The 25,452-nt window shown below is 38.6% G+C and carries 26 protein-coding genes and 1 pseudogene; 7 read left to right on the top strand and 20 right to left on the bottom strand.

The genetic code is table 11. The annotated features are described in order from the left end of the window. On the top strand, positions 1-191 hold a 191-nt coding region (locus tag CWB66_RS13840; protein WP_289508505.1), incomplete at its 5' end, for a transposase. Between the two features lie 16 nt (positions 192-207). Beyond that, positions 208-310: pseudogene (locus tag CWB66_RS23070) on the top strand (thioredoxin-dependent thiol peroxidase); the annotation flags it as partial. A gap of 77 nt (positions 311-387) precedes the next feature. On the opposite strand, the gene CWB66_RS13830 reads toward CWB66_RS23070, so the two are convergent. The 4 genes from CWB66_RS13830 to queE form a co-directional block, all read right to left on the bottom strand. Beyond that, positions 388-726 (bottom strand): hypothetical protein, encoded by a 339-nt coding sequence (locus tag CWB66_RS13830; RefSeq protein WP_138585832.1) that lies wholly within the window; start codon positions 724-726, stop codon positions 388-390. A 511-nt stretch (positions 727-1,237) separates the two neighbouring features. Beyond that, complete coding sequence (locus CWB66_RS13820; protein ID WP_138585830.1) at positions 1,238-2,818, bottom strand: SNIPE associated domain-containing protein; 1,581 nt, start codon at positions 2,816-2,818, stop codon at positions 1,238-1,240. Positions 2,819-3,057: 239 nt separating this feature from the next. Further along, a complete protein-coding gene (locus tag CWB66_RS13815; RefSeq protein WP_077538320.1) occupies positions 3,058-3,801 on the bottom strand; it encodes a class I SAM-dependent DNA methyltransferase in 744 nt (247 codons plus the stop codon). Between the two features lie 144 nt (positions 3,802-3,945). Continuing rightward, complete coding sequence (queE, locus tag CWB66_RS13810) at positions 3,946-4,611, bottom strand: 7-carboxy-7-deazaguanine synthase QueE (protein ID WP_024591014.1); 666 nt, start codon at positions 4,609-4,611, stop codon at positions 3,946-3,948. Positions 4,612-4,756: 145 nt separating this feature from the next. On the opposite strand from queE, the gene queC reads away from it, so the two are divergent. Further along, a complete protein-coding gene (queC, locus tag CWB66_RS13805; protein ID WP_007583902.1) occupies positions 4,757-5,413 on the top strand; it encodes a 7-cyano-7-deazaguanine synthase QueC in 657 nt (218 codons plus the stop codon). A gap of 93 nt (positions 5,414-5,506) precedes the next feature. Here queC and CWB66_RS13800 read toward each other — a convergent pair whose 3' ends face one another. Further along, a complete protein-coding gene (locus tag CWB66_RS13800; protein ID WP_077538324.1) occupies positions 5,507-5,956 on the bottom strand; it encodes a methyltransferase family protein in 450 nt (149 codons plus the stop codon). Between the two features lie 344 nt (positions 5,957-6,300). On the opposite strand from CWB66_RS13800, the gene CWB66_RS13795 reads away from it, so the two are divergent. Then, positions 6,301-7,956, top strand: coding sequence for a tetratricopeptide repeat-containing response regulator (locus CWB66_RS13795; protein ID WP_138585829.1), 1,656 nt, complete (start codon positions 6,301-6,303; stop codon positions 7,954-7,956). Between the two features lie 5 nt (positions 7,957-7,961). On the opposite strand, the gene msrB is transcribed toward CWB66_RS13795, so the two are convergent. From msrB to CWB66_RS13755, 8 genes are all read right to left on the bottom strand, one after another. Beyond that, positions 7,962-8,402 (bottom strand): peptide-methionine (R)-S-oxide reductase MsrB, encoded by a 441-nt coding sequence (msrB, locus tag CWB66_RS13790; protein WP_138585828.1) that lies wholly within the window; start codon positions 8,400-8,402, stop codon positions 7,962-7,964. Positions 8,403-8,495: 93 nt separating this feature from the next. Then, on the bottom strand, positions 8,496-8,936 hold the full coding sequence (locus CWB66_RS13785) for a hypothetical protein (protein ID WP_138585827.1): 441 nt from the start codon (positions 8,934-8,936) through the stop codon (positions 8,496-8,498). Between the two features lie 8 nt (positions 8,937-8,944). Beyond that, positions 8,945-9,457 carry a DUF2919 domain-containing protein gene (locus CWB66_RS13780; protein WP_138585826.1) on the bottom strand — a complete coding sequence of 171 codons (513 nt, stop codon included), beginning with the start codon at positions 9,455-9,457 and terminating at the stop codon, positions 8,945-8,947. Beyond that, positions 9,454-9,798 carry a DUF3392 family protein gene (locus CWB66_RS13775; RefSeq protein ID WP_138585825.1) on the bottom strand — a complete coding sequence of 115 codons (345 nt, stop codon included), beginning with the start codon at positions 9,796-9,798 and terminating at the stop codon, positions 9,454-9,456. The genes CWB66_RS13780 and CWB66_RS13775 overlap by 4 nt, the downstream gene beginning before the upstream one ends. Next, positions 9,791-11,809, bottom strand: a complete 2,019-nt coding sequence (gene ligA / locus CWB66_RS13770) for an NAD-dependent DNA ligase LigA (protein ID WP_138585824.1) — start codon at positions 11,807-11,809, stop codon at positions 9,791-9,793. Before ligA ends, CWB66_RS13775 begins: the two co-directional genes overlap by 8 nt. 80 nt (positions 11,810-11,889) lie before the next feature. Continuing rightward, on the bottom strand, positions 11,890-12,657 hold the full coding sequence (gene zipA / locus CWB66_RS13765; RefSeq protein ID WP_138585823.1) for a cell division protein ZipA: 768 nt from the start codon (positions 12,655-12,657) through the stop codon (positions 11,890-11,892). Between the two features lie 74 nt (positions 12,658-12,731). Next, positions 12,732-16,133: a chromosome segregation SMC family protein gene (locus tag CWB66_RS13760; protein WP_138585822.1), complete on the bottom strand. Its 3,402-nt coding sequence runs from the start codon at positions 16,131-16,133 to the stop codon at positions 12,732-12,734. 67 nt (positions 16,134-16,200) lie between these two features. Next, positions 16,201-16,932 carry an RNA methyltransferase gene (locus CWB66_RS13755; RefSeq protein ID WP_138585821.1) on the bottom strand — a complete coding sequence of 244 codons (732 nt, stop codon included), beginning with the start codon at positions 16,930-16,932 and terminating at the stop codon, positions 16,201-16,203. A 220-nt stretch (positions 16,933-17,152) separates the two neighbouring features. Here CWB66_RS13755 and CWB66_RS13750 point away from each other — a divergent pair, with 220 nt between their 5' ends. Genes CWB66_RS13750 through CWB66_RS13740 form a run of 3 tightly spaced genes read left to right on the top strand, consistent with a single transcriptional unit; the run spans position 17,153 to position 19,670 of the window. Further along, positions 17,153-18,253, top strand: coding sequence for a YjgN family protein (locus CWB66_RS13750; protein ID WP_077538342.1), 1,101 nt, complete (start codon positions 17,153-17,155; stop codon positions 18,251-18,253). A gap of 9 nt (positions 18,254-18,262) precedes the next feature. Then, positions 18,263-19,285 (top strand): M48 family metallopeptidase, encoded by a 1,023-nt coding sequence (locus CWB66_RS13745; RefSeq protein WP_138585820.1) that lies wholly within the window; start codon positions 18,263-18,265, stop codon positions 19,283-19,285. Beyond that, entirely contained in the window at positions 19,272-19,670 is a 399-nt protein-coding gene (locus CWB66_RS13740; protein ID WP_138585819.1) for a DoxX-like family protein, read from the top strand. The genes CWB66_RS13745 and CWB66_RS13740 overlap by 14 nt, the downstream gene beginning before the upstream one ends. A gap of 59 nt (positions 19,671-19,729) precedes the next feature. Here CWB66_RS13740 and speB read toward each other — a convergent pair whose 3' ends face one another. From speB to CWB66_RS13705, 7 genes are all read right to left on the bottom strand, one after another. Beyond that, positions 19,730-20,653, bottom strand: coding sequence for an agmatinase (gene speB, locus CWB66_RS13735; RefSeq protein WP_138585818.1), 924 nt, complete (start codon positions 20,651-20,653; stop codon positions 19,730-19,732). A gap of 3 nt (positions 20,654-20,656) precedes the next feature. Continuing rightward, positions 20,657-22,570, bottom strand: a complete 1,914-nt coding sequence (speA, locus tag CWB66_RS13730) for a biosynthetic arginine decarboxylase (RefSeq protein WP_138585817.1) — start codon at positions 22,568-22,570, stop codon at positions 20,657-20,659. A 301-nt stretch (positions 22,571-22,871) separates the two neighbouring features. Next, positions 22,872-23,270, bottom strand: coding sequence for a hypothetical protein (locus CWB66_RS13725; RefSeq protein WP_138585816.1), 399 nt, complete (start codon positions 23,268-23,270; stop codon positions 22,872-22,874). Positions 23,271-23,375: 105 nt separating this feature from the next. After that, positions 23,376-23,606: a hypothetical protein gene (locus CWB66_RS13720; RefSeq protein WP_077538354.1), complete on the bottom strand. Its 231-nt coding sequence runs from the start codon at positions 23,604-23,606 to the stop codon at positions 23,376-23,378. Between the two features lie 9 nt (positions 23,607-23,615). Beyond that, the gene (locus tag CWB66_RS13715; protein WP_077539062.1) at positions 23,616-23,948 is read right to left on the bottom strand and encodes a YnfA family protein; all 333 of its coding nucleotides are present in this window, start codon (positions 23,946-23,948) and stop codon (positions 23,616-23,618) included. Between the two features lie 77 nt (positions 23,949-24,025). Continuing rightward, positions 24,026-24,895, bottom strand: a complete 870-nt coding sequence (locus CWB66_RS13710) for an MYG1 family protein (protein WP_138585815.1) — start codon at positions 24,893-24,895, stop codon at positions 24,026-24,028. Positions 24,896-25,114: 219 nt separating this feature from the next. Continuing rightward, positions 25,115-25,312 (bottom strand): CPXCG motif-containing cysteine-rich protein, encoded by a 198-nt coding sequence (locus tag CWB66_RS13705; RefSeq protein ID WP_138585814.1) that lies wholly within the window; start codon positions 25,310-25,312, stop codon positions 25,115-25,117. Between the last annotated feature and the right edge of the window lie 140 nt (positions 25,313-25,452).

Here is a 25,452-nt window from a genome sequence, read left to right as displayed (position 1 = left end):
CAAAGCGTTTTATAATCGAAAAAATTAATGACCAACTCAAGAATATATCCTTCATTGAACATTCGAGACATCGGAGTATGAACGGCTTTATGTTGAATTTAGTGGCTGGATTGGTGGCTTATTGCTTTAAAGAAAATAAGCCACACCTTAATTTAACTGACGTAGAACTTAACGCATTCGTTATCGCTTAAGCAGATCTCAGGTTACTTAACATTTTTAGTAGGCCAAAACGGTAAGATTAAAAGCCTGTATGATAAATTTAAACAAAAATCACCATCAAGTAGTGTTGGACTATTTGGCGACAGAATAAGTTAGCTACTAGAAATAAAATACAAAAAAGCGTTACTCAAAGGCAACGCTTTTTGACAAACTAAGAAAAAATTTTTATTAATATACTGCATCTCTAAAAGTACAGCGTGGTTCACTATTTACAAAGTCTGAAAATAAAATAGAACAATCGAGAAAAAATCGCCCAGGCCCTCTAGCACTTATATCAATTACTAACTGCAGACCATCTTTTGTAAACTTAACATTTTCATACGAAATAGCACTTACATCTTCTCTCGCATCAGTCACTTCGCCTATTTCGTCAGTAAAGCTACAAAATTCTCTGCCATTTGATTCACCTAGCTTTATTTTAAAACAAGGATAGTCTTCTGTGTTATAGCTAAAGTAAGTAACCTTCAGCTCTTGGTATTCACCTTCGATCATAACTGAAGGTTTCAAGCCGGCTTTCTCCTCATTTACTACAGCCATACAAGCAATGAAAGGGAAGAATAATGGTAATAGAAGTAAGCTTTTTAATTTATTCATCAATCGTGCCTATTAAAATTAATGTAGTAACTTAAGTGATCGATAAATTAGTTTCGCTATTTAAAAACGTGTAAAATACATGCACTAGCATGATCTTAATAGGATTTTATTACCTTGAACAAAAGCATAAAATTTAAACTCTATTTAGCTGCCTTAATCATCTGTATTATTGGTTTTAACTTTTCAGAACCAAGTATGCAATTCTACTCAAACCCGTTTTATATCGGTAGTTTCGTTTTTGCCATTGCGCTTATAATCTCTGTAATTAATTATGTCTTCCCTGCCAGTAAGAAAAACCAAGTAATGCGCTCTATTTTTAATTATAAGCTTCCCACTAACGATTGTTATAATTGCGGGAAAAAGATTGATGAGAAAAACTAACTAACTCATTTCGTCTTATTGCACAAAGTTACATAAGACAGAGTTAGGCAACTGCATTACATTGTAAGTTTTTCTCTATCGCTAAGCTTTCACGATACTCAGAAGCCTCAGCTTTTAAAGTCCAATGAACGTCTTTAACCCCATTAACCTCTACTGCCTGTCTAACTTCGGATATTGTCGTTTTAAAAAATTCCTTCCTTGAGTTTATTTTATTTACTGAACAAATATCAAAGCGGCGATGCAGTTCTTTTTCTAAAGACGGCGCATCTTCACTAAAGATCATAGCATGAACATCAAAAGAAAAAGGAACAGATGCATCACCTAGCTCTTTAACACGATCCATTGGCTCAAGCCTCCGAGTCATACCAATTTTAAATACTTCTTCTCCAAAACTACCAATGTTGCTGATGACATACACGTGTCCACGCCGAGTCTGTTGAGCCATAGACATAGCTCTTTGACCTTTTTCCTCTGCTTCTTTTAGTTGTTTTTCTAATTCAAATAACTTCGCTTCATAATCAGCTCGCTGTTCATCATTTGCAGTCGAAAGTTCTTCTCGTGCTTTTTTCAAAGCTTTCTGAAGTAAGCGTTCTTCTTTTTCGGCTTCTTTCTTTGCTTTCTCAATATCTCTTAAAGCCTTTTCTTCTTCCCTAATTTGAGCCTTAATTTCTGCTTGCTCTTCACGTTCGATTCTTTTTAATTCACTTGTAGCTACAGCCCACCTTAGTTCGATTAAACGTGCATTAAGGTATTTTTCATTAATCCTAGCTTTTCTAAAAGGAACGCCATTGTGGTTAACTAATGCGAACGCATCTAGTATTTCTTGGTTTATTTTCCCAAAATTATCATGTTTTACTTTAGATAATGCACTATCTACTTTACCGTTAAATGCATCTACTACAAAATGGATTGCATATGTTTTTCTATGTTGTTCAACATAGTCACAATCTCCAGCAAATCCTTCTTTTATCATTTGTCTAATATTTTGACGTATTGACTTTAGCTCTGCTCCAGCTTCTTTATGACCAAAATCCTCAGCTAAATCATCTAAAACTGAGTGATTAGGAATGATATAATCGTCCTTATAGCCTTCGATGGTATTTCGCATTGCTTTTATTGCTTGCTCGTAGGTATTAGCTTTTTCTTTCGCTTCATAAGCATCACCCGCAATCTCTTTAGCCCTTTGCTCTGCGAATAAAGTAATACGGTCAGCTTCTTGATTAGCATCCAACCTAATTTTTTCTGCTTTCTCCTTCGCTTCTCGAAGTCTTAGGCTCCCCTCTATTCTTTGTTCCTTTAATGATTCACTTAAAGTAATAGATTCATTTTTAACTTCATTAGCTAAATTTTCAGCAGTTTGCTTTATAGCATTTGCTTTTAGTTCCGCTTCATCTAATAAAGTTTGAGAGTAAGCTTCAGCTTGAATGATTGGGCTATATTTCTCAGTTAGATCTTTATTTTTCAATGATTGCTTTTTAGCTTCTTCTCGCGCTAAAGCTAAAGAATCAGTTAATGCCTTAGTATTTTTTTTAAACTGTATTTTTAAATTTTTTGTATGGTTGTACCAACCAAGACAAATCAATATGGTAATTATTAGTAGAAGAATTGATGCGGAGAGTTCCATTTTAAATTCCTTTTATCATTATTTAATTCACTATTTGAAAGTAGCATATATTTTAGAATCGATGAAACTGAAATTAATATACAGAATTTTACGCGCCGAAACTCAAATAAGTTACTGTGTCGGATGGCGCTTCGCTTATCCGACCTACGTTTTCAAATATACAATGCGGGGTTATTGGGGGCGTGGGAATTGGAGATTCGTTGGGTTTCGCTACGCTCTACCCAACCTACGAGTTTGTCTTAAATTTTTACGCAGACAAAAATGGCGTTGCCTGAGCGCTCTGCCCATGGGGTTATTTTGTCGTAGTCATGTTCAAATATGTGAATTTCGAAGTACGGCTTTAGGGCTTCTTTAAGCTCGGTATAACTAAAAGCCACCATTGGGTGCTCGTCGTGCCACACGAATGTTTTGTCTGCAGTGGTTTTTTCTATGCTTAGTTTTAATAACTGTTTGCTACCGCTGCCACTGTAGTGCCAACCAGAGCGAAATGTGAATACGCTATTTTCGCTTGTTGCTGTGTGCTCTACAAATGAATCGCTGTCGATTTTGTTTTTATCAACTGTATTAAAGCAAAGTATCCCACCCACGTTTAATGCATTATGTACACTGGCAAGGCACTCTTTTAACTTATTAATGCCATCGCAGTAATGGATTGAATACAAAAAGCAGGTAATTAAATCCAAGTGCTCAGTTACCTTAAATTCACTCATGTTTTGCAATGAAAATTGTGCTTCTGGGCAACGAATTTTTGCTTTATCAAGCATTGGCTGATTAATATCAAGCCCACTACTTTGATAGCCGTTATCAATAAAGTGGCGTACATGCGGACCTGTACCACAGGCTAAATCGAGATGGATATTTCCGCTATTACCAAAAATTTGGTGCAGCCTGTGAATAGAATTGCTCTGGGCTTGATAATCTATATCTGCACACATTAAGTCGTAGTAATCAGAAAGGTCTGTGTAAAGCGCGTTTGCGGACATATAGGCCTAGTGGTAAGTAGTAGAATATTTTTAAGTCGCGCATAGTAAACTAATTATGGCTATTAGCGAAGAAGATATGAGCTTTAGGGTTGTCGGATGGCGCTTCGCTTATCCGACCTACGTAATATAACTTTAAGCTGCGCTTTAACTAATTCCTAAATACTTATGCACTTGTATTGATAGGCGCCAGTTTTTAGCAATACAGGTGTCGATTGCGAGTTTAGTTGCTGATACTTTTTGGCTAATTGGCTGTAAATAAACAAGCTTTGGGTTAACGCCTGTTTTAGCAAATAATTCTTCTAGCTCTTCTACGTGCTTTTGCATAGCAACGGGGTGTTTAATCTCGTTTGCACGCTTCATCGCGCTGGTAAGTACTTCATAACCGCCGCGCATATTAATTTTTGGCGATACCGTTACCCATGTTTGCTCTGGTGCGAGTATTTCAAACGTGCCGCTGGTTTCTATTTGTGTGCTAAACCCGTGTTCGTGTAATAAGTTACAGACTGGATTTAAATCAAACATGCATGGCTCGCCGCCGGTAATTACAACATGCTTTGCGGTATACCCACGCGATTGAAACAGCGCTAAAATTTGCTCTGCACTGGCGTTAGCCCAATGATCTGAGTCGGCTTTTTTTTCTACGGTTTCATCCAGCGATACTTTATATACATTATCAACATCCCACGTTTGCTTAGTGTCGCACCAAGAGCAACCTACAGGACAACCTTGCAGACGTAAAAATATTGAGGGCGTGCCGGTAAAACTAGCTTCACCTTGAATGGTTTCAAACACTTCATTAATTTTGTACAAAAGAGATCTCACTTACTACCTAGCAGCCAAATTGCTACTATTAAAAAACCAAAAAGCGCTGTGCAAAAATTGTTATTTAAGCTGCGGCCGTGTAGTATATCGCGCCCTGATATAAACCTCTATTAAAACTAAGAGCAAAACAGATATGACGCAAAAAGTAGTTGTTATTTATTCCGGCGGTATGGACTCATTTACCGTATTAAATAAAGCCCTGCAACAAGGCCATGATGTATATGCCCTTTCATTTGACTATGGTCAGCGTCATGTAAAAGAGCTTAAAGTGGCAGCAAGTGTGTGTGAAAAATTAAACGTTCCACATAAAATTGTTGATATTTCGGCGATTAACCAACTTATTGGTGGCTCATCACTTACTGATGATATTGATGTGCCTGAAGGCCACTACGAAGAAGAGAGCATGAAAAGTACGATTGTACCTAATCGTAATATGATTTTGCTCTCGCTTGCTGTTGGTTACGCGGTATCACTTAAAGCTGGCCAAGTTTATTACGGCGCTCACTCTGGGGATCATGCTATTTACCCTGACTGCCGTCCTGAATTTGTGCAAAAAATGGATGATGTGTGTCGTATTGCTAACTACGACGCGGTAGAAATTTTTAGCCCATACTTAAACAATACTAAAATTGGTATTTTAACTGACGGTATTGAAATGGGTTTAGATTACAGCCAAACGTGGACCTGTTATAACGGCCGTGAAAAGGCCTGTGGTAAATGTGGCGCGTGCCAAGAACGCCTTGAAGCATTTGCACTAAATAACATTACAGATCCGTTAGAATACGAATAAGCCGCAATTAATTAGTAATGTAATTGCTGCAAATAAAAAAGGCTATCATCGATAGCCTTTTTTATTTGTCAGGTTTTAAGTGACTGGTATTGATTACAACCAGCGTTTTACACGCGCTTTATAGGCGGTAAACTCTTCGCCAAATAATTTAGTGAGCGCGCGTTCCTCTGGAATTATTTGAAAAAGCGTTAAATACGCAATAAATCCAACAATACAAAGCATTGCCCACAACGAGCCTAACCAAATACCCCACCCCGTTAAAATAAATGCAAAACCCACATACATTGGATTACGAGAGATTTTATAAATACCGCTCGTAATAAGTTTTGACGCTTGTTCAGGTTTATTAGGGTTTACTGTGGTGCTTGCTATTTTAAAACTCGCAACACCCGCGATACAAAACGCACACCCAATAATGACCAAACTTGCCGCTAAGTAGGTAATAAATGCGGTGAAATCAATAACACTGTAATGCGCAATAAGCGCCATTATGCCTGCAAAAAACAGCACAACAATAACGGGTGGGATTTTATTATTTAACATAGCAACTCACTGTATTGACAAAAGTATGTTTATTATATGGTGGCTATGCAGCCATTAAACAATATCTGAAGTGTATAAATGATGAACGCTAATTAGCTAAAATAAATTCAGCAACACCTTAACTTAACTGGTGCAGAACTCCACGTATTGGTTATCGCTTAAGTCGCTTTTAAATTAACTTAGTCTTAATAAAACAACACACTACACATCACTCATCTAATTTTCTTTTTTACTGCAATATAAATGTATTAGTTAAAATTAAGTACCTAATAAATACAGCTATTCCTTGTAAGCAGTTAAACTGTTGATTATAGTCAGTGTTAAATGTAATAACGCTTAAGCCAATGCCAACTAAGATCTATTCAAAAGCCAAAATACTTATAGTCGAAGAGCAGCCGCTTGCTCAAAGCTATATGAAACAGTCGTTAGAAAGACTTGGCTTTCAACAATTGCGCTTTGCCGATCATGCAAAATCAGCAAAAGAGCAATGCTTAAGTGAAGAGTTTGATCTAATTGTTTGCTCGTTCAATTTAAGTAAACAACAAGATGGCTATCAGCTTTATGAAGAGCTAAGGGTAAAACGCTTAATAAAAAATTCGACTGGATTCATTTTTATTTCTGCAGAAACAACTGGCTCACTGGTGCATAGTGTACTTGAGTTGCAACCCGATGACTTTTTAGTAAAACCATTTACAGTACAAGAATTAAAAGTTCGAATAGAGCGTGTTTTAAAGCGCAAACACGATTTACAAACTATTTATACTTTGATCGACGATGGTAATGATCCAAAAGCAATTACATATATAGATACTATTTTAAATAAAGAAAATAATAGCTACAGCCCTATTTTATTACGATTAAAAGGGGATGCACTGCTTCGCTTAAACAGCAAACAAGAAGCTAAAGATTTTTTTAAATCAGTACTTAATATTCAAAAGTTTGCTTGGGCGAAAGTTGGTTTAGTCGAGGCGCTCATAGCTAATAATGAGCACATTCTAGCCCAGCGTATGCTCAAAACTATGTTGGAGCGGCAAGAAACACGTTTAGTCGCTTTAGACTTGTTAGGCCAATTAGAAATAAAACTTAATCAATTCGAATTAGCACAAGAGTTTTTAAGTCAAGCCGTTAAAATTGCTCCGCGTAACATTTCACGCCAAAAATCGTTAAGTAATGTGTCGTTAATTAATCACGATTACGAAACCAATTATTTAACTCAAAAAGATATAGCAAGCTACGCAAAATACTCTATACACGACCACCCTAGTATCTATCTCAATGCAGCACGTGCAGGCATTGATTTTGCTCTAACAACGGATCAAACGGACCAAATACAACGAATTTCTAGGCAAACAAATCAATATATCAATGACTTAAAAAAGCTATTTCCTAATAGCAGTAATCAAGCTCAAATTGATGTGCTTAATGCCCGATTGCATTATTTAAAAGATGAGCATCAAAAAGCAAAAAAACTCATCGAGCAACTTGATGATGACGACGTTATTATTGGCTCAGTTGATAGTGCGCTTGATAAAGCAAAGGCATTTCATGAGTTAGGTTTTCACCAAAAAGCCCAAACACTTTTCACCCAAATAATTAATCATTGTGAGCAACACCCTAATCAAGAAGATATCACTTATTTACGGTACATCCAACAACAACAAAGTGAACGCCGTGATATAAAAATAGGGCCAAAAGAGCTAAATAATCATGCGGTTAATCAATTTAATAGAGGGCAGTTAAATACTGCTTTAGAGGCGTTTACGCAGGCATTTAGAGTCATGCCCCGCAATCCCAGCATTGCACTTAATTTATTACAATGCTTACTTGATTCAAATAAACAACTGGGCCGATCATTTAACCTTGAGCTTGCAAAAAAATGCTACGCTCTGCTTAGTAAAACTCAGCTACCAGCAGAGCAGATGCAGCGTTTAGATAAAATTTCGGATATTGCAAAAGAAATGAAATTAGAACTTGAAACAGACACTAAATCACAAAAGTAGCAACGTTAAAGCTTTTTCATTGATGCTGCATTTACGCAGTATCGCAAACCTGTAGGCAATGGGCCATCAGGAAAAATATGCCCCAAATGTGCATCACACACGTTGCAAACAACTTCAATACGCTCCATGCCATGACTTATATCACTCACATAACCAATCGCTTCAATTGTGGCAGGTTGTGTAAACGAAGGCCAGCCCGTACCACTGTCAAATTTTTCGTCAGCATCAAAAAGTAGATTATCGCAACAAACACACGCGTACTTACCTGGCTCTAACAATGTGCAACTAGCTGAGCTATGCGGACGCTCTGTGCCTTTATTACGTGTTACGTAGTACGCATCCTCTGATAATTGCTCACGCCACTGAGCGTCCGTTTTAATCACTTTTTTACTTGGTGTAGGATTGCCGTTATTGGCAAAGTTAATAACATCATTCCACTTCAACATAATGACCTCATTGAATCGTTAATTAGCGGTACTTTTTAAATCTATAAAAAAATATCGTTAAGTATTACGTTATTGATTAGAGTGGAGATCAGCCTAATCAAAGGTAATGGTTTGCTTTTCTGAATCGGTAAGTATTCGTTTAATAAAACTATCTAACTGTGCTTTTTTTGCAGGTAGACTTACGCACAATTGGCGCTCGTTATTGCTGTAGATCGTCAGCTCATCGTCTTTGCTGGTTATGCGTTCGATGCTTTTAATAACCAACCAGTTGGGGCCGTGTTTTTTATCAAAAAATCCCATCAAACTAAAGAGTAATAAATGTTGCGCATCTCGTTGGATAAAATGCTCTAAACGGTTTCTCGATTTAAAAAGCGGTGTGAGCCTATAAATACTTGAACAAAAAATAAATATCCATAAGCCAAATAGTACTTTAAACCACATAAACTCTAAAAGCTCAGTGCTAATCGTTAAAATAATAAGCACTAATCCTATTAGCGAAATCGTTATCGCTATTGTTTTATTTACAGCGTCCACAACCAGTCCTATTTAAGTAACTTTTTCTCTTCGGCTGCTTTTTCTGTTGGCTCAGGCCAATCGTTAAAAAAAACGGTTAAATAACGGCTCTTAACTAAATACCACAGCACCCATAAAACAATCATCATTTGTACTGCTAAAAATAATGAAAATCGATAATGACTATGTGCGGCTTGAATACTTAACCATGTTAAATCAACAACAGCACATAAAATAAGAGGCCAGCGCATATGCTGCCAAATTTTGGCTAACCTGTCGCTCGCACTGTGTGAGTCTCGCGGCCGCCGTAAACAAAATAAAATAGTCGGTATTATTGCAATACTACCAATCGTTATTGCGATAAAAAAATCATTTTTATTTTTAAAAAATAACGACATTAAATCCAGTTCAGGCCTGCGGCTTAAAGCCGCAATAACCCAAATGAAATAGCCGCGTAAGAGCACCAGCAAACTCAAATGAAATGCAATAGGAGTACGGTAACTCCCATACTTATCCCAGTATTCGGGTCCATATCGGCTCATAGTTGATTCTTTTTATCTGCAATCGTACCAAGAATAAAAAATGCAACGATGAGTGTCGCAGTCAGCCATTTTTTTCCAAAGAATAACAACCCTTTGGCTATTAAAGGGCTTAACCATACAACGATAAAACCAAAGCCAAAAGCGGTAATTAATACAAAGCACAAAACTCTAATCACAAAGTTATACCTGGTAACTGTGCTTTTTGTTAACTTGATCACGTCATTGGCATATAACGACACTAAACACACTGTTAATAACATTGCGATATTATTTACGTAACCAAGCAGCCATTGCCCTGTGTCTAGTTGTAGTGTGTTCAAAAAATGTAAAATACTATCCATTATATTTTTCCAAAAGCGTTATTAGATCGTCTTCCGTTAGAATTTCTATCCCTAAATCTTGTGCTTTAGTTAATTTAGAGCCTGCTTTTTCGCCAGCGACTAACGCATCCGTTTTAGCCGAAACACTACCTGACACCTTAGCGCCAAGTTGTTGCAAACGTGCTTTTGCATCATTACGGTTAAGTGTATTAAGCGTGCCAGTAAGGACGTATGTAAGCCCTGCAAGTGGCTGTTCGTCTTCAGACGGCGCACTTAGTGCAGGCCAATTTACACCTTGCTCTATAAGTGCGTTTACTACCGCTAAATTATGCTCTTCATCAAAAAAACCACGCACATGCGCTGCGACGATTTCACCTACATCACTTACTTGCGTTAGATTGTCAATGCTGGCATTTATTATATTTTCAAGGGTTAAAAAGTGATTAGCCAAATTTTGTGCCGTCGCCTCGCCCGCCTCACGAATACCCAGAGAATATAAAAACTTAGCAAGCGTAGTGCCTTTAGCCTCTTCAAGTGCTGTTACTAAGTTTTTAGCTGACTTAGGTCCCATACGTTCAAGCGACTCAAAATGCCCTTGCTTTAAAATAAACAAATCGGCAGGTGTTTTTATAAGTTCTCTATCTACCAGCTGATCAACAATTTTATCGCCAAGACCATCTATATCTAGTGCTTTTCGTGATGCAAAATGCTTAATCGCTTGCTTACGCTGTGCAGGACATACAAGTCCACCCGTGCAACGGGCTACAGCTTCGCCTTCAACCTTTTCAACATGCGAATCGCAAATTGGACAAGTCACTGGAAACTCAATATCTCTCGCGTCATCAGGGCGGCGTTCAAGCACCACTTGCGTTATTTGTGGGATTACATCTCCAGCACGGCGAATAATAACTGTATCACCTACTTTCACGCCTAAACGCGCAATTTCATCACTGTTATGCAGTGTTGCATTTGATACGGTTACACCGCCGACAAAAACAGGCTCTAAACGTGCAACGGGCGTAATTGCCCCTGTGCGCCCGACTTGAAAATCAACATCAAGTAATTGAGTTATTTCCTCTTGCGCCGGAAACTTATACGCAATAGCCCAACGCGGAGCACGCGCTACAAAACCTAATCGCTCTTGTAAGGCCTTTTGATTTATTTTTATTACTACGCCATCTATTTCATATTTAAGCTCACCACGGCGCGTTAAAATATCGCTGTAATACGCAAGCGCGGCTTTTGGACCTTCCACTAATTTTGTTTCTGGGCATAAAGGTAGTCCCCAATCAGTCAGCTTTTCTAATTGCTGATAATGATCCTCAGGAATGCTGCCATCAGCAACAAGCCCTGTGCTGTAGGCATAAAACATGAGCGGGCGTTTAGCGGTAATTTTAGAATCGAGTTGACGTAAACTACCAGCAGCTGCATTACGTGGGTTAACAAATACTTTTTCACCGCGTTTTTGCGCTTCAGTATTTAATTTATCAAAGCCAGCGCTGTCCATAAATACTTCACCGCGCACTTCAAGCTCTTTCGGGTAATCGCCACGTAACTTGAGTGGTACATTACGAATTGTTTTTACATTTTGAGTAATGTTTTCGCCAGTAAAACCATCACCTCGGGTCGCGGCCTGCACCAGCACACCATCGCGATAAATAATTGAAACAGCCAAACCATCGAGTTTTGGCTCACAACAAAAAGTAAGCTCATCGGCGCTCATTAAACGCTCTTTTATACGGCGATTGAACGCAATAAACTCTTCTTCACTAAAGGCGTTATCAAGCGATAACATAGGTACTTGGTGCGCAACTTGCTCAAATTTACTCAGTGCTGCACCGCCTACTTTTTGCGTGGGCGAGTCGGCGGTTAAAAATTCTGGATGCTCGGTTTCTAATGCACTTAGTTCACGTAACAACCTATCATACTCAGAATCAGGAATACTGGGGGTGTCGAGCACATAATAATTGTAATTGTGTTGCTCTAATGTAGTACGAAGATGATTAACTTGCTCACTAATGCTGCTAGACATTTAAACCTCAATAAACATAAAAAAAGCCACTTTGATGAGTCATCATCTAGTGGCTTACAAAAATATAATATATGCGCTATTTACGCTGAAAAAGAACGAACCTGTTCAACATACTGCCTGATGCGCTCTACGGTCATTTCTTCACGTTCTGCATCTAAAATTTGCGCACCAAACTCATCCGCTAACTTTTTAGCTGCGCTGTGCAACATATTAAATGCCGCTAAGCCATCACCGTCGCACGGCAATGTCATAAATAAGCTAACCCCTGCAGTACTAAACTGTTCCATATTATCAATATCAAACGTACCTGGGTTGTACATATTTACTAATCTAAATAGCACAGGGCCTTGTCCTGCGGGATCGAGATGGCGATTAAAAAAGCCTTCCTCTGAGTATTTAAACCCTAACGTGTTAACGGCTGGCAATAATTTACTGCCCTGCATGCTAAGCCCTTCTGGCATTTGAATATGCACAATAACAAAGTCAGACATTTGAGCTGACGATTTTTCATCGCTTTGCTCTTTTGTTTCTAGGTCATCGACTATTTCTAGGTCATCTTCAATAGGCACTTCTGGCACGCTTGTATCAATTTGCGGCTCATCTGCAGCAAAGTTAAGCTCACCAAATTGAGGCTCGTCACGTTCTTCTATCACAGGCTCCTTTGGCTCAGCCTCAGGACGAGAAGTATGCGATGACGCTGGTGCACTTTGTTGTAATGGTTCAACCCGTTCGTTATTTGACACTTCAGGGCGATCTTTTTTTCTCACCGACCACAAACCATGCACTAACAAACCACCAATGACAATTACACTGATAACGATTAAAACCCATCTTAATTGTTCGGCCATCCCCTCACCTTTTATTATTTGATATGCCTAAAACCTGTATATTAATTAAAAACTAATACACGTGTTATAAAAATTTATGCATGTGCAAGTTGCACAGCTTGTTCTATATCTACAGCAACCATCCGCGATACGCCAGGTTCTGCCATAGTTACACCCGTTAATCTACCTGCCATTTCCATCGCAATTTTATTATGACTAATATAAATAAACTGCACCGATTGTGACATTTCTTCAACCAAACGGCAAAAACGCACAACGTTAGCATCATCCAATGGTGCATCTACTTCGTCCAGCATACAAAATGGCGCTGGATTGAGCCTGAATATAGAAAACACTAATGATAATGCGGTCAGCGCTTTTTCTCCACCACTTAACAAATGAATTGTTGAATTTTTCTTACCTGGTGGTCGTGCCATTATACTAACACCACTTTCGAGTAAATCATCACTGGTTAATGTTAAATACGCACTGCCACCACCAAAAACCTTAGGAAATAGCTCAGCAAAATCGTCATTAACCTGATCAAAGGTCTCTTTAAAGCGCGTTTTGGTCTCTCTATCAATTTTACCAATAGCACCTTCAAGCGTGCTTAACGCTTTTGTTAAATCATCTAATTGATTATCAAGATAATCACTTCGCGCTTTAGCTAAATCGAACTCTTCTATTGCCGCTAAATTTACCGCACCTAATTTATCCAACTGATTAGTAAATCCGGTTAACTGATTTTGTGCAGCGCTCAAACTTAGCGAGTCTGGTAACTCATCAAGTATCGCTTTTAAGCTTTGTTTTAATTCTTCTAATGGCTCAAGCGCCACTTGTGCTTTTATCAGTAAACTTTGCTCTTCAATCGCTAACTTTTGATGCTGCTGTTGCAAGCCCACCAGCTCACCTTGTGAATTTTTAAGGCTCGCTTGCTTGGTGTTTAAACTTTCCTTCGCTTGAGCCAATTCTTTTTGCAGTGATACAAAAACCCGCTCACCTTTTTGATGCTGCGCCAAAAGCAGGGCTATTTTATCACTCAATTCTTGCTCTGGGATCAGCAGCTCTTCTATTTCATTAAGTAGTTCTTGTGCGCCTTCAGAAGCACTAACGTGTTCTTGCTCTGCATGGCTCAATTTAGTTTGGCTCAATTGCCATTCACTGCGCGCTTTTTGCAGGGCAAGCGTTGCATTGTGTGCTTGCGTTTTATTTAGCTCAAGCATGTTTAATGCTTGGCTATAATTTTTATCGCTTTGTAAGCGTAGGCTATTTGCAGCGTCTACCTCATTTTTTAAATTGAGTTGCTGCTCATTTAATACTTCATGCAGTTTGTTTTGCTCGTCAAGCACAGTATTTAATTGCAAAAGCTGAGTTATTAATTGCTGCTTTTGCTGCTGTAACTTTTCTAACTGTTGCAGATGCTGCGCTACTTGCTGTTTAAGCATATCGCTGCGCGTACTGGCAACGGCACTATTTTGCGCAAGCTCATGTATGGCTTCTTTTAGCTCACTTTGCTCGTTAATTAATTGCGCTTGCTCGACTGTATATTTATCAAGAGTGAGCGTGATGTGATGTAGCTCGTCCTCGACATCAATTAACTGCTGAGTTTTATCTTGTAACTGCTTATGCTTTAAAAGCAATGAGTTTTCCGTATTACGATCCGCACTAACATGCCAATTACGACCATGTAACGCACCGTTTTTATCCATAACGGCTGTATAAAAACCATCATTTAATATTGTTAAATCACCGTTTTCGTTATAAGCAATACGCGTTAAATGCTCTGGATACACGCCGCTTGTTATAAATACCGCTAAGCTATTTGTTGGCATGTGATTATCATGACTTGCCCACACACTGTTGTTAGTTTGCTGCTCGCTTACATTTAAATGCTCTAGCGATTTAAGTGCTTGCTCTATTAAAGGCTCAAAGCCTTCTTTAACACTTAGCTGATTAAACAAACCGTTAGTACGCTCAGTTTCTTCATCGAACCCGAGTGTACTTTTAAGCCCCGTTATACTTGCTTTTAACTCGTTTGCCTGTTGAGTGAGCAAAGAGTGCTGCTTTTGTGTATTGTTAACATGTGTGTTTTGTAATTCAAGTTTAGCGCTGCACTGTGTATACGCGGTTTGTTTTGCGGCAAGCTGTTGAGTTAATATTTGCCTTTGCTGTATTTGCTGCGTTAATTGTTGCTCTACATCGCTATTTTGTAGCTCGCAAAGCTGATCCTTTAGCTGACTAATTTGCTCGTTAACGTGGCTTATTTGCTGTTGAGTTTGTTTGATATGACCACTATGTAGTTGCGCATTAGTATTAAGCTGCTGCTGTTGCTCACACAAAGCTTGCCAATGAGCACTGTACTGCTGCTTAAGTGCTAATAACTCTTTAAGCTCAAGCGTTAACTCGTTAACTTGCTCTTCGCACATTAAGGCATTTTCACTTGCCTCTTGCAGGGTTTCATTTAGTTGCTCGCACACAATTTGCTGCTGCGCTTTAACTTCAAGGCTATGTGTTTGGCGCTGCTGTAATTTAATTAAATTTTGCTTAAGCGTTTGAGTTTGTTGTTTTACGTTTATTTGTTGTTGCTCAGCGCGAGTAAGCTCGGTGTGTATTACATGTTGCTGATGCTGGGCATCGCTTAATTTATCTTGCTGGGTTTGTACTTGCCCTTCTAAGCTTGCAAGTACATCGTCATGCCCTGAATGAGCAGTTTCAAAAAACAAAATTTGATCATTAAGTTTATTAATTTGGGCGCTTTTTTCAAGTTGCAGCTGGTGTAACTTTTGCCATTTTAAAACCGCTATTTGCCCTTTTAATGTACGTTCTTGCGCTTTTAACTCGCGGTATTTTTTTGCATCAACCGACTGCACAGCCAATTTATCTAACTGACTTTGCAGCTCTTTTCGCACATCTAACAGACGTTCAAGATTTTCGCGGGTGCTTTTAATACGAGTTTGTGTTTCGCGGCGGCGCTCTTTGTATTTTGATACACCGGCAGCTTCTTCTAAAAATACGCGCAGCTCTTGTGGTTTACTTTCTATTAAACGCGAGATCATACCTTGTTCAATAATCGCGTAACTACGCGGACCAAGGCCAGTACCTAAAAATATATCGGTAATATCACGTTTACGACATTTACTGCCATTTAAAAAGTACAGTGACTGCCCATCACGCGTTACTAAACGCTTAATAGCTATTTGGTTTCGATCGGCAAATGTATTTGAAGGACTACCACTATGGTTATCAAAAACCAGCTCTACAGAGGCTTGCGATATAGCTTTACGATTAGTGGAACCATTAAAAATAACGTCGGTCATGGCATCGCCACGCAGGTTTTTAGCAGAGCTTTCACCAAGCACCCATCGCACTGCATCAATAACGTTTGATTTGCCACAGCCATTAGGGCCTACAACACACGTCATTTGATCAGGAAATGGAATTTTAGTGGGCTCTACAAACGATTTAAAGCCCGCTAATTTAATAGTGCTTAAGCGCATCTTGTTGTTATTACCAATTATTATTGTTATTGATTACAAACAATTTAACTCATAAACAGTTAAATTGTTAAGCTTGTCGTTTAAAATTATCTAAAATAATACCGGTTGCCATTGCAACATTAAGCGATTCTGCACCACCAAAAGCGGGGATGGTGATTTTATTGGTTACTAACTTTGTACATGCCTCACGTATACCATGCGACTCACTGCCCATTAGCAAAACGCCTGAGCCCGTAAATTGGGTTTTATGTACACTTTGTCCATCTAAAAAAGCACCGTAAACAGGTAAATTTAAAGACTGTAGGTAATCAGGTAAATCAACTTGGCTTACCGATACCCTTACAAACGAGCCCATTGTGGCGCTAATTGTTTTTGGGTTATAAGCGTCAGCACTGTCGATGCTAGTTACTATATGTTTAATACCGTACCAGTCTGCCACTCTTATTATTGTGCCTAAATTACCAGGGTCTGATACGCCATCAAGCGCGAGTATTAAGCCATTTACTTGTGGTAAAGCCGCCGTTGGCATATCAACAATAGCAATGGCTGCATTATTGCTAACTAGCGTGCTGGCTTTGGTGAGGGCTTCTTCATCCGCTTCAATAAAATTAGCGTGCTGATACTTACCTTGATACGCATTTATAAATTCATTTGTAGCAAAAATATTAACCACATTCAATGGGCTGTTTAATAACTCAAGTACGTTTTTTTCACCCTGCACAAGGTATTGATTATATTGCTTTCGGTACTTTTTTTGGCCAAGTTGGCGGATAAGTTTGAGTTGGTTTTTTGAAATCATAACAGCCCCATAAAATTGTCCGCCCAGTATAACAGATTTAGCTATAACATCTGAACTCGAAAAATAGCAAGGAAGGTCAATTTATACTTTTTTGAGTACGAGATCAGAACTCATAGATAACTAAAATTAAGATCTGCTGAACTGTTGACGTAATTATAAACATTGAATTTTTCACTAAAAACAGGTAAATTAACAAAAAAATCATGGAGATAGACTTTAAATGGAATCAATACACCCAACCCCTCCCAAATCTAATGAGACAATAAGCCAACCTGCAACGCCAATTTTTAGCGGCAAAGTACAATTTAGTGGTAAAGGCGCTGAGTTTTTTGGTATTTGGATTGTAAATATTTTACTTAGCGTTATAACACTCGGCATATACTCTGCTTGGGCAAAAGTGCGCACGTACCGTTATTTTTATGGTCATACCCGCATAGATGGTCATAGTTTTGATTACCTAGCAACGCCAATACAAATTTTAAAGGGCCGGATTTTAGCGGTTATTGTGTTTTTTGTTTACACCTTTACCACCAGCTTTTTACCAATCGTCGGCTTTCTGTTTGCCATTGGTTTTCTATTTTTAATGCCGTGGATCATAAATCAAGGCCTGCGTTTTAACATGCGTATGACACGCCATCGTAACGTCCGTTTTGCATTTAAAGGCGATTACGGCGAGGCGTTTATTAACTTTATACTTTTACCTATCGCCAGTGTATTTACGCTTTATTTATTGATGCCTTATGTTATAAAACGTATCGATAGCTATATCCATAGCAACATTAGTTATGGTGACAAACCGCTTAATGTTAATTTAAAAGGCGAAACCTATTACCTGACAGCGCTCATTTGTTTTGTGGTTAGCTCAATCACCATGGTGCTCTTTATGGGTATTTTAGGGTTATTTGGATTAGGTTTAATGGACATAGAAAATCAGCAGAATTCGGCAGTAATGGTTATACTTCCTATCATTATGATGATTGCCTATGTACTAATGATAGCCATAGTCACCGCAGTATGGACAGCCGCTATTCGTAATCATATTTTTGATAATAGCCAGTTTGAAAATGTTGCAACATTTAACTCAGAGTTAAAACCAATTCCATTTGCTATTTTACTACTCACTAATATGTTAGCTATTGTATTTTCACTAGGGCTAGCTTACCCGTGGGCAAAAGTACGTACATCAAAAATGCTTGCTAATGTAACAACGGTAACTATTTACCCTGAAGCATTAAACTTAATTGATACACAACAAGAGCAGCAGTCGTCATTCGCTGAAGAAGCTGCAAACGTATTTGATATTGACCTTTCTCTAACTTAAGAGCTCACCATGCATGTAAAGGGACATTTTTTCCCCAAAGCATCGAGTAATTATCAAGTGTGTGTTGCAACTATTAGCGACACACACATTGAGATTATTCACGATGAACACGTTATCGCTCGCCATACAATCTCAAGTCTTAATTTAAGCTCGGGGATGGCAGGACTTGCCGATGAACTAAACTTTGAAGATGGCAGTCGTTTTATTCCTCTTGATGTAAGTTACAGATGGCCATTTAAAGAAAATAACCATCACATAATGGAACGCCTTGAAAAAAGTAAATGGGCAGTTTTAGCCGCTGTTATTTTTACGCCTTTATTTATGTGGTTAGTGCTTTATAAAGCCGTACCAGCCATTGCGGTTTACAGCGTAGATACGCTACCACACAATGTTATTAACCAAATGGGCGAACAAAGCTTTACGGTTATCAAAAAACTGGCACTCGATCCAAGTGAACTACCTATTGAGCAACAAGCGAAAGTACAAGCTCATTTTAAAAGTATGCTTAATGCGTTATCGCTTGATCAATCGGTTTATAGGTTATCGTTTTATAAATCAGACAGCTTTGGTGCTAACGCATTTGCGCTGCCCCATGGGCGTATAGTCGTTACTGATGAGTTGGCAAATTTACTTGCCGATAAACCCAATGCCCTAAAAGCGGTATTACTACACGAAATGGGCCACGTAGTGCACCAGCATAGCGTACGCATTACAGCGCAATCAGCTGCAAGCACCATAGTATTGGCGGTTGTATTTGGTGATTTAGAGGGTGTTGCAGAAATTGCCCTTGGTACTGGCGCATCGTTTGCTCAGCAAGGGTTTTCACGTGATATGGAGCGTGAGGCCGATAGCTTTGCACTCACCCAATTAGAATCGCTTGGGTATTCGAGTAATGACTTTGCTGATGCAATAGAAGCGCTACAAAAAAGCCATACCAGTGAAAACGAACACCTCGAAAAAGTAAATAACTTATTAGAGTACTTGTCTAGCCATCCAAGTGCACAAGAGCGAATTGATAATGCTAGGAAATAATCGCGGTTATATTCAACTTGCTCGCTACATAGTGAGTTTAAGTTGGATATATCATGGCTTTTTCCCAAAGCTTTATCACGTAGCACCACTTGAAAAATTAATGACTGGCAGTGCTGGTTTTTCAGCCGAAGTGTCTGACTTAATTACACGTTCGGCGGGTGTTGGCGAAATTATATTTGGCTTGTGTTTATTTGTGTTTTATAAACATAAGCACCTGATAGCTTTAAATATATTGGCACTTATGGGGCTTTTACTTGCTGTAGTTATAATGCAGCCACAATTACTTATTGAAGCATTTAATCCTGTTACTACTAATCTTCCGCTTATTGGGCTAAGCGTTATTTGGTTAAAAGAAATTAAATTACTGAATAATCGATACCTCTAACTAAAAAAGGGTATGCCAGCGCATACCCTATTTAGTTTTAAACTCTATTTTAAAATAAATTAGTACTTATTTTTATGTGTCCACAAATGTAATAATTCGCTCGCAATGGTTGCTGCGGCAATAGCAGTAAGCTCACTTTGGTCATACGAAGGTGATACTTCTACCACATCCATACCCACCATATTGATGCCTTTTAGCGCACGCAGTACTTTAAGTACTTTATCTGACGTTAAACCACCGCACACAGGAGTGCCTGTACCAGGTGCAAATGCAGGGTCTAAACAATCTATATCAAACGTTAAGTAAACAGGTAGGTCACCTACTCGCTCAAGTATTTTCGCTGCAATATCATTTGCATGTAAATCGTTGGCTTGCATTGCATCAATCACAGCAAACTCATGTTTACTTTGATCAAAGTCGGTACGAATACCTATTTGTATACTGTGCTCAACATCAATCAGCCCTTCTATTGGCGCATGATAAAACATAGTGCCGTGATCAAAACGCGAGCCATTGCTATAGGTATCGGTGTGCGCATCAAAATGTACCAGCGCCATTTCACCATGTATTTTTGCATGAGCACGTAATAGCGGAAGCGTCACAAAGTGATCGCCCCCTAAACCTAATAGCGTTTTACCTTGACGAAGTATTTGCTCAGCAGCCATTTCTAGTTGCGCAGTAAAATACTCAGGGTCGCCAACAGGGTAAGTAAAGTCTCCTGCGTCTGCGACTTTTAGGCGCTCAAACAACGGAAACGTCCACGGATATTTAGTGTCTTCCCATGCTAAATGAACCGATGCACGACGAATTGCATCAGGGCCTAAGCGCGCACCTGGACGCCCCGAGGTCGCTAAATCAAATGGTAAGCCTAAAACCACTACGTCTGCATCAATTGCATTAATGTTTTGCACCATAGGACGACGTAAAAACGTCATCCCATTTGAGTACAATGAGTGATCTGCGTGACCAAACAAAGTTGACATTGCTTATAACTCTTCTAAATAAGTGTAGCCGTCAAGGCCGCTTTGCAACTCGTCTAAAACGCTTTGCTGTTCATTTTTTTCTATCTTTGCAGACACTAACTGTTCGTATGATTGCTGAAAACTTTCAACATCTAAATGTACATAGCGCATCATATCGGCCACAGTGTCACCTTGGTTTATCTCGGTAATACTTGCAACGCCTTGCTCATCCATATTAACAATTGCGCTGTGTGTATCGCCGAACAAGTTATGCATATCACCTAAAATTTCTTGATAAGCACCCACCAAGAAAAAGCCCATTAAATAAGGTTTATCAGCACTAAACTCTGGCACTGGTAGTGTACTTTCAATACCTTGTCCATCTACATAATGCTCAAGTGCGCCGTCTGAATCACAGGTTATATCAAGTAATACTGCACGTTTTTTTGGCGCTTCAGTTAAGCCACTTAATGGCAATACCGGAAACACCTGATCAATGCCCCATGCATCTGGAAGCGATTGAAATAACGAGAAGTTTACAAAAAACTTATCGGCTAAACGTACGTTTAACTCGTCAATAATAGGACGATGAAAACGGTTTTTATTATCCATGTGCTTGTTGAGTTCATAACAAATACGAATATTAATTTGCTCAGCCCATGCACGCTGCGATAAATCAAGTAAACCGAGTGCAAATTGGTTATGCGCTTCAGCTAAGTCACCTTGGCTGTCGTGATAAATTTCAATTAATGCGCGGTCATCCGTTAAATCAGTTAACTGTACAAACGATGCCCACATATTTTTTAATAAAAGTGGTGCATCTGCCGCTGGCGCTACTAACTCTTCTGGCGTATAGCTTTCAGTACCAATAACATTGGAAATAAGCACAGCATGATGCGCTGTAAGCGCACGACCCGACTCAGAAATAATAGTCGGCATTGGTTGCTCATATTGCTTACATGTATCACCAATGGTGTACACAATGTTATTTGCATATTCAGCTAAGCTGTAATTCATAGAGTTATGCGACTGGCTACGTGTGCCGTCGTAATCAACAGCCAAACCGCCACCTACATCAAGGCAATCAATTTCTGCGCCTAGTTTACGTAGCTCACAATAAAAGCGCGCAGCTTCGCTTACACCTAAACGTACGTCACGAATGTTTGCCATTTGCGACCCTAAGTGAAAATGTACTAGCTGAAGTAAATCAAGCTGGTTTGCGTCTTTTAAACGATTAACTACATGCAAAACTTGCGATGCAGATAAACCAAATTTTGATTTTTCGCCGCCACTCGCTTGCCACTTGCCTTTACCTTGCGACGCTAAACGTACGCGAATACCAATGCGTGGTTTTACGTTAAGCTCTTTTGCTTGGCTAAGTACCATGTCTAGCTCAGAAAGCTTTTCAAGTACGATATATACTTTATGACCTAGCTTTTCGCCAATCAGTGCTAAACGCACGTATTCTTTATCTTTGTAGCCATTACATATAATAACGGCGCTGGTTTTTTCAGCCAGTGCTAATACCGTTAGTAATTCAGGCTTGCTGCCTGCTTCTAAACCAAGTTGCTTTTTTTCTACTTGTGCTTGGCTTGCTACTATTTCTTCAACCACTTCACGCTGTTGGTTTACTTTTATTGGGTAAACTAATAGGTAGTCTTTAGGGTAACCATAGTTTTCAATCGCAGTATTAAATGCGCCGCATAAGCTGTGTACACGATGGTGTAAAATTTGCGGAAAACGAACTAAAGCAGGTAAGCTTAAACCTTTATCTTGTAGTTGCTTTGCGATATCTGTTAATGCAATGGTTTGCTCTGGGGCATGAGCCTTGGGCGCAACATACACATCACCTTGATCATTAATACCAAAAAAACCTTGGCTCCAATGACGAACATTGTAGCTCGTGCGAGCTTGTTCTAGTGATGTTGTCTCTTTCATTTATCTTTCTCTTTTATTTAATTAATGCCGACTCGGCTGATTGCGCGCATTAAAAGAAAAATAGAGATTTAAGTCCAACAAGTATTTTTACTCGTAACGAGTGATTTTTAATATTAAAAAAACAATCAATCACGTATTGCTCGCTAGCGCATATGAAATAGGACTTTGATGATTATTGAAGATAAGAAAAGTTGTAAAAATGGTTATTTTTAAATGACTCATTATAAATTTTATTAGTAAAAATGAACCACCCTATTCAATAAAACTGATCTGGAGTTACTTTGGTAATAGGATCTGCTTTTTATTTAACTATTATTGGCTTTTTATCTATCTCTGTCATATTTTCAACCGCAGATAAACCATACCCACCAAACAATAATGGTGTAGTTATTAACCTCAACTTGTAAGTGTTGCCTGTTATAGTTAATTTATGTGGGCTAATTTTCCAGAGTTTTTTATAGTCATTTTCACTTACATAAAAGCGCATACTATTATTAGCTAAAGTAACCACTTTATTTCTTAAAATAACAGTTTCAAAAAAGTGTCTTAAACTTGTAGTTGTATCAATGAAAACATAAACAACTTCACCTTCAATGCATTTTTGCTGATGGGATTTTGGTAGTCTATAAATTAAAAACGAAAAAAATAAGAAGCTAACTGCTATAAGTATAAAAACAATCACAAAGTATAAAATATTCAATCTTTTATTCCATTAAAATATGAGTGCGGGGTTGGTAATCAATGTTGAACTTTGAGCTTATGACTTCAGTAAATAGATCATTAACGCATATAACTTTGTGATGTTTTAATAAGGATAAGGCATCCACTCTTGCCAGTTAAAACTTTTGTTATACATCTCATCAATTATATCCATATACTCAGACTTTGTAGCTAAAAGGTACGCTTGCCTCTCTTTTGGGCTCATATAAGCAAGCCAATAAGGGAGATAGCCTGGGTAGTCTACCCCAAACATATCTTCAAAAAATTGACTCTTGGGTAGTTCAAGGGTGATTTCATTGTGAGTAAGCTTTGGCATGAATTTGAATCAAATCGACTTTGGGGCGAACATAATTATTGCCATACCTAGCAATGCAACTAAACCACCGATAATATCCCACATAGTTAGCTTTACGCCATCAACAACCCATAACCATAATAGCGCAACGCAAATATACACGCCGCCATAAGCTGCATACACCCGCCCTGCGGCAGTAGGATGTAAAGATAGCAACCATGCAAATAGTCCAAGACTTAAAGCAGCAGGAATTAAAAGTAAAATGCTTTTATCTTGCTTAAGCCACAGATAAGGCAAATAGCAACCTACTATTTCTGCTAAGGCAGTAATTGTAAAAAGTGCGATTATTTTTAATTCAAACATAATGCTCCGCGCTAAAATAAAAGCATAACAACCCATATGAGTTGTTATGCTTTATTACTCTTTGTTAATCTGCGCCTTTATTCACTAAGCGCCATTGTGGCAAGTTTCATTGTGCTTTCAAACGACTTAGTACCGGCTATAAATAAACCATTGTGACAGAACACAGCGTCGTCAATACCGGTTTCATCTACAAATGCTTGATCAGATAAACCAGACCATGCTTTAGGAAGCGGTTTTCTGTCTTCAAACGATCCTGGCTCAACGGGTACTGTTTGTAATATCCATTGCCCAGAATGCGATGGGTAAACCATGTATAGCGCATCACTTGATAAAATATGCACTGTTTTTTTCCACGGTGTGTATTTTTCAAGCACGATAACTCTGGCGTCTTCTGCATTTTCAATTGCTTTAGCAACAATTTCTTTTGCATTTACACTTCCGTGAGCTGAGGCGATAAAACGAATGAGCATGCGAGCTGCAAATTCAACAGCTTCATCAAAACAGGTATCAAAGTTACTTTCTTCTTCCCATGTAGGATTAAACATTGAGATTGTTTGGCTCAGGCTTATCCCTTTTGATACACCTTCAACATGACCACAATCAATGGCGTCAATGGTTGAAACTAAGCCTGAATCCACTCTGTCGGCTACCGCTTGATTATCATCACACAGTGCTAAACCATATTTTTTCCACACTAAACCAAACGATGAAAAAGGAATGCCGTTTTCACGCTCGCCTGCACCACCACGTTGGTGGTGATCAAAGCGATTCGTTTGAGGGTCGTATTCGCCACCTACATCAATTACAAAGTCGGCACTTTCTATCAGTGTTTTATCGCGAGTACGTACCAGCTTGAACGTTGGTAAAACATGTTTTAGCACTGCAATACTAAAAACGTCATCTGCATGGAAATTACCATTGTGAGTTACTACTGTTATATCTGTCATTGATTTAGTGTCATCTTTAGAAAGGATAAGAAAGTCTCGCTATTTAAACGTTAATATTTGAAGATTTGAAGATAAAAATTACAAGGCGGATTTTATACGAAGCGCACTAAAAAAAACAGCAAACAGTTCTGCACAATCTGTTGAACATCATTTTAATAAAAGGAGGAAGGAAGTGTGAGGACGCTGAAAGCTAAATGCAGATCTAAATCAGTTCAAACGCTAATACGCTTCATCCTCACCATATACATTAACAATCAATTCATCATCAACATTGTGCGAGACTAAAAAATTTATAGGCTTACAACATACTTGGCAATCTTCAATGTACTGCTCATTTAAATCCGATGCATCAATTAAAATATCGATTGCTTCACCGCAATAAGGACACTCTATTGTTCTTTCTGTTAATTGGTTCATTTTAATACCTTATGAGAATTAACTATCTAATAAACCTGAACTCTGGATAATAAATCTATCTCGAGCAACTATTTTCAGCGCTAACCACGTTGAATTTACTTGCAATAGGCCAGCTATTGATGCGTAAGTTCACCTTGTTT

It is taken from the genome of Pseudoalteromonas sp. S558 (assembly GCF_005886635.1).
GTDB lineage: Bacteria > Pseudomonadota > Gammaproteobacteria > Enterobacterales > Alteromonadaceae > Pseudoalteromonas > Pseudoalteromonas aliena.
Note: the sequence above shows the minus strand (reverse complement) of the source record. Positions and strands in the feature narration are given on the sequence as shown.

Coding starts and splice junctions, on each gene's coding strand:
- queC (WP_007583902.1), top strand. CDS start 4,757: ATGACGCAAAAAGTAGTTGTTATTTATTCCGGCGGTATGGACTCATTT.
- CWB66_RS13780 (WP_138585826.1), bottom strand. CDS start 9,457: ATGAGCCGATATGGACCCGAATACTGGGATAAGTATGGGAGTTACCGT.
- CWB66_RS13705 (WP_138585814.1), bottom strand. CDS start 25,312: ATGAACCAATTAACAGAAAGAACAATAGAGTGTCCTTATTGCGGTGAA.
- msrB (WP_138585828.1), bottom strand. CDS start 8,402: ATGTTGAAGTGGAATGATGTTATTAACTTTGCCAATAACGGCAATCCT.
- CWB66_RS13820 (WP_138585830.1), bottom strand. CDS start 2,818: ATGGAACTCTCCGCATCAATTCTTCTACTAATAATTACCATATTGATT.
- CWB66_RS13720 (WP_077538354.1), bottom strand. CDS start 23,606: ATGCCAAAGCTTACTCACAATGAAATCACCCTTGAACTACCCAAGAGT.
- CWB66_RS13760 (WP_138585822.1), bottom strand. CDS start 16,133: ATGCGCTTAAGCACTATTAAATTAGCGGGCTTTAAATCGTTTGTAGAG.
- speA (WP_138585817.1), bottom strand. CDS start 22,570: ATGAAAGAGACAACATCACTAGAACAAGCTCGCACGAGCTACAATGTT.
- CWB66_RS13800 (WP_077538324.1), bottom strand. CDS start 5,956: ATGTTAAATAATAAAATCCCACCCGTTATTGTTGTGCTGTTTTTTGCA.
- CWB66_RS13815 (WP_077538320.1), bottom strand. CDS start 3,801: ATGTCCGCAAACGCGCTTTACACAGACCTTTCTGATTACTACGACTTA.
- CWB66_RS13750 (WP_077538342.1), top strand. CDS start 17,153: ATGGAATCAATACACCCAACCCCTCCCAAATCTAATGAGACAATAAGC.
- CWB66_RS13775 (WP_138585825.1), bottom strand. CDS start 9,798: ATGGATAGTATTTTACATTTTTTGAACACACTACAACTAGACACAGGG.
- CWB66_RS13715 (WP_077539062.1), bottom strand. CDS start 23,948: ATGTTTGAATTAAAAATAATCGCACTTTTTACAATTACTGCCTTAGCA.
- speB (WP_138585818.1), bottom strand. CDS start 20,653: ATGTCAACTTTGTTTGGTCACGCAGATCACTCATTGTACTCAAATGGG.
- CWB66_RS13755 (WP_138585821.1), bottom strand. CDS start 16,932: ATGATTTCAAAAAACCAACTCAAACTTATCCGCCAACTTGGCCAAAAA.
- CWB66_RS13740 (WP_138585819.1), top strand. CDS start 19,272: ATGCTAGGAAATAATCGCGGTTATATTCAACTTGCTCGCTACATAGTG.
- CWB66_RS13710 (WP_138585815.1), bottom strand. CDS start 24,895: ATGACAGATATAACAGTAGTAACTCACAATGGTAATTTCCATGCAGAT.
- CWB66_RS13795 (WP_138585829.1), top strand. CDS start 6,301: ATGCCAACTAAGATCTATTCAAAAGCCAAAATACTTATAGTCGAAGAG.
- zipA (WP_138585823.1), bottom strand. CDS start 12,657: ATGGCCGAACAATTAAGATGGGTTTTAATCGTTATCAGTGTAATTGTC.
- ligA (WP_138585824.1), bottom strand. CDS start 11,809: ATGTCTAGCAGCATTAGTGAGCAAGTTAATCATCTTCGTACTACATTA.
- CWB66_RS13745 (WP_138585820.1), top strand. CDS start 18,263: ATGCATGTAAAGGGACATTTTTTCCCCAAAGCATCGAGTAATTATCAA.